Source organism: Pseudoalteromonas sp. BSi20495, from assembly GCF_000241185.1.
Taxonomy (GTDB): Bacteria; Pseudomonadota; Gammaproteobacteria; order Enterobacterales; family Alteromonadaceae; genus Pseudoalteromonas; species Pseudoalteromonas fuliginea.
The window spans coordinates 1-2,162 of the sequence record NZ_BADY01000171.1; the positions used below are offsets into that span (position 1 = coordinate 1).

Below are 2,162 nucleotides of genomic sequence, written 5' to 3' on the forward strand. Positions count from 1 at the left end.
GGTTGTGGCGAATTAACCCATCTACAAATTAAAAGCTGCGCTTTTCACGCAAGCAAGCTGAGCGCCTACAGGTGTTTGAGTGAGCTTTGTTTAAAACCAAAGCGCGATGTAAAATCGCACCTACGCTTTGTTGAGCGCGGTGTTTGTATTGTTGTAGGTGAGGTTTTATACCTCGCATTGTGTTTAGGCGTGTACAAGGTTGCAGCGAATTAACCCATCTACAAATTAAAAGCTGCGCTTTTCACGCGAGCAAGCTTTGCGTCTACAGGTGTTAGGTGAGCGTTAAGGTTATATAAGCCAAAGCGCGATGTAAAATTGCACCTACGTTTTTGTTGAGTGTGGTGTTTAAATTAATGTAGGTGAGGTTTTATCTATGAATCTTTGTTTAGCTCTGTAATCGCTTTAATACTAAATGCGTGCATAGTTATGTAGTGTTGCTTTTTAATGATTGTTTTAACGATACTTTGATCAATATTTAAGTAATCGTGAACAAGAGCATTTCGTAAGCCTATAATTTTACGCCATGACAGTAGTTCTACCTCACTCAAAAAGCCTAAATTAGTAAGTTCGCTAAATGTTTGATAGGCGTTGCTACTGGTACTACTTTTGTGCTGCTTAAGCCAATGCTTTGATAAACCAATACACACCTCGGTCATTAACTGTAGTAATCGCTCTGCAGCTCGGTAATCTCTGCTATTAAGTGAATCGATTTGACTGAGTTCGTCGAGTTCTTGCATATATTCGTCAATATGGCGTGTTACTTCACTTAAATAAAGTGTAATTCCGGTATCAGTCATGTTTACTCGCTATGGTTTCAAATTCGAACTGGCTATATATACGCTGCTGCTCTTTCATCGCTCTAACACTATTATTGCTTATAATTATTTTTCCATATTCAATAACGTTGAAAGCTAAATAACTTGGAATAATATTTATATCTATAATAGAAACAAGTTGCTCATTGAGGTTGAGTGCATTACTTATTTCAAGCTCAAGCTCTTTTGGTCTAAGGCGCTTATCAAAGAACTCCAGATCAAAGTTTTTAAATGCTACGGCTAAGTCAATGTCACTATGGGGTTGGGCTGTCCCTTTTGCGTGGGAGCCATATAACCAAACCACGTCAATGTCGGTGTTTTGCTGCAAGTACTTAATTATTTTCTGTATAACTTCATTTGCCACGAAAAACTAACCATTGATAAAAACTGTAATAATAACCTATCAGTTTTCTAGTGAACATTAAAATTGATATTTGTTTTATTTAGGGCGTGTTGACCTTTGTGGGTTGAAATTTGTTCAATCTAGGGGCTATTTAATCGCGGCGCGAGGTTTGTAACCTAGTGGGCTTGGTGACTGCTCCTACTTTACCCTACTGGCTTAGATCCATGTAAGAATAAGTAAAAGCCGAGCAACAAAGAGTTAATCGTCCCTAAAAAAACCAAAAGGCAGTGCATGTTTGGTATTTATGCTGCGTTATCGCCTATTTATGGGGAATAACCACATCACATAGACTCTCCCTTGCCTGAATACCAAACAGTCTGCTGCAAAATCAATCACGAAAGGTCACACGCCCTAATAGCAAGCTGGGCTTCTGCAGTTGCTTAGATGAGCTATCAATCTCAAAGTGTCATTAACTTAGCTTAAGTAATTTATGTTTTAGATTCGATTCTATTATTTATAAATAAGGTAAAGTTAACTTGTGGACGATAAATATACATTTAAACTCAAAAATAACTTATTTACTTCTGAATTAGCCCACATTGATTTATGCATAAAAATAATTAATAAAGTTGCAAATAAGCTAAGTGAGCAAATAATACAATTACCAAATATGGATGCGTTTATTTAGGTTCGAAAAATAAATTAAAACCAAAAGCGCGATGTAAAATCGCACCTACGGTTTTGTTGAGTGTGGTGTTTACATTGTTGTAGGTGAGGTTTTATACCTCGCATTGTATTTTATTTAAACCAAGAACAAAGCGCGATGTAAAATCGCACCTACGGTTTTGTTTAATGTGGTGTTTACATTATTGTAGTTGAGGTTTTATACCTCGCATGGTGTTTTATTTAAACCAAGAACAAAGCGCGATGTAAAATCGCACCTACGGTTTCGTTTAATGTGGTGTTTAAATTAATGTAGGTGAGGTTTTATACCTCGCATGGTG

General features: G+C 36.8%; 3 protein-coding genes. 1 reads left to right on the forward strand and 2 read right to left on the reverse strand.

Going from position 1 to position 2,162, the window contains the following annotated elements:
- Positions 1-213 (forward strand): hypothetical protein (locus tag P20495_RS22325; protein ID WP_050548483.1); only part of this gene is annotated, 213 nt, incomplete at its 5' end.
- Positions 214-371: 158 nt separating this feature from the next.
- Here the strand turns inward: P20495_RS22325 and P20495_RS01650 are convergent.
- Both P20495_RS01650 and P20495_RS01645 read right to left on the reverse strand, forming a co-directional pair.
- A complete protein-coding gene (locus P20495_RS01650; RefSeq protein WP_007379065.1) occupies positions 372-797 on the reverse strand; it encodes a DUF86 domain-containing protein in 426 nt (141 codons plus the stop codon).
- On the reverse strand, positions 790-1,179 hold the full coding sequence (locus P20495_RS01645; RefSeq protein WP_007379066.1) for a nucleotidyltransferase domain-containing protein: 390 nt from the start codon (positions 1,177-1,179) through the stop codon (positions 790-792). The genes P20495_RS01650 and P20495_RS01645 overlap by 8 nt, the downstream gene beginning before the upstream one ends.
- Positions 1,180-2,162: the final 983 nt, after the last annotated feature.

Bases quoted from the DNA above. Each gene is read 5' to 3' on its own strand.
- P20495_RS01650 (WP_007379065.1), bottom strand. From the start codon at position 797: ATGACTGATACCGGAATTACACTTTATTTAAGTGAAGTAACACGCCAT.